Raw genomic sequence first — 1,471 nt, forward strand, 5'->3', positions numbered from 1 at the left:
GAGATATTGTCAAGACCTGTGGATGAGGGTGTTTCAGGCGACCTCCGTTTCGCTTGATTCGTCGGGCTCAGCGGGTGAGATGTCGATGGGTCGTTCGAGCAGCTTGCCTTTGTGGAACACCGCGCCGGCACGGACCAGCGCGACCAGATGGGGGGCGTTGACCGCCCGCCAGCGGGCTTGTGCGGCGTCGATCAGCTTGTAGGCCATGGCAATCCCCGCTGCGCGTGACCCAGGGCCCTTGGTGACCTTGGTTCGCAACCGCACGGTCGCAAACGTCGATTCGATCGGATTCGTAGTGCGCAAGTGGATCCAGTGCTCGGCCGGGTACCGGTAGAACTCCAGGAGCACGTCGGCGTCGTCGACGATCTTGGCGACCGCCTTGGGGTACTTCGCGCCGTAATCTACCTCGAAGGCCTTGATCGCGACCTGGGCCTTGTCGATGTCCTCGGCGTTGTAGATTTCCCGCATCGCCGCGGTCGCACCTGGATGAGCCGACTTGGGCAGCGCAGCAAGCACATTGGCCTGCTTGTGAAACCAGCAGCGCTGTTCACGGGTATCCGGAAACACCTCCCGCAGTGCCTTCCAGAACCCCAGCGCCCCATCACCGACGGCCAGCACCGGGGCGGTCATCCCGCGGCGTCGGCATGAGCGCAGCAGATCAGCCCACGACTCTGTGGACTCCCGGAACCCATCGGTGAGCGCGACGAGCTCCTTGCGGCCGTCGGCGCGGACGCCGATCATCACGAGCAAGCACAGCTTCTCCTGCTCCAGGCGGACCTTGAGATGGATGCCGTCGACCCATAGGTACACGAAATCGGTGCCCGAGAGATCCCGGTCGGCGAAGGCCTTCGCCTCGTCCTGCCATTGCGCGGTCAGCCGGGTGATCGTCGAGGCCGACAGCCCGGCACCAGTGCCGAGGAACTGCTCCAACGCCGCACCGAAGTCGCCGCTGGACAGCCCGTGCAGGTACAGCAGCGGCAACACCTCGGTCATCTGCGGGGACTTGCGTGACCACGCCGGCAGGATCGCCGAGGAAAACCGTTGCCGTTCACCGGTCTCGGCGTCGACACGGCGGTCGTTGACCCGCGGTGCGGTCACCGTCACCGCCCCCGCCGCGGTGAGCACGTCACGCTCGTGGTGATAGCCGTTGCGGACCACCAGCCGCCGGCCGTGCTCATCGAGATGCTCGGCGAACTGCTCGATGTATGCGGCGACTTCGGCGGCCAACGCCGCCGCGAGCATCTGCCGGGCACCGTCGCGAACGATCTCGTCAAGCAACGACCGACCAACACCGCTGTCGTCGTTGGAGGATTGCTGATCCTGAACTACCGTGAGCATGGGCGTACCTTCCCGAACCAGCGCGCCAACGCCGGTCCTGATCAGAGCTGATGGAATTTCAGATCATTCCCGGGAAGGTGCGCCCACTCACGCCGCCTCGCCGAGAACCATCCACAGGTTCTGATCATTGCTC

General features: G+C 64.8%; 1 protein-coding gene. It reads right to left on the bottom strand.

Annotation, left to right across the window (positions count from 1 at the left end; all coding sequences use genetic code 11):
• Positions 1 to 33 precede the first annotated feature (33 nt).
• Positions 34 to 1,338, bottom strand: a complete 1,305-nt coding sequence (locus ACKAMS_RS33550) for an IS256-like element ISRer3 family transposase (protein ID WP_042927240.1) — start codon at positions 1,336 to 1,338, stop codon at positions 34 to 36.
• Positions 1,339 to 1,471: the final 133 nt, after the last annotated feature.

This window comes from Rhodococcus sp. 5A-K4 (assembly GCF_046097995.1).
In the GTDB taxonomy this organism is placed as follows: Bacteria; Actinomycetota; Actinomycetes; order Mycobacteriales; family Mycobacteriaceae; genus Rhodococcus_F; species Rhodococcus_F erythropolis.

Coding starts and splice junctions, on each gene's coding strand:
- ACKAMS_RS33550 (WP_042927240.1), bottom strand. CDS start 1,338: ATGCTCACGGTAGTTCAGGATCAGCAATCCTCCAACGACGACAGCGGT.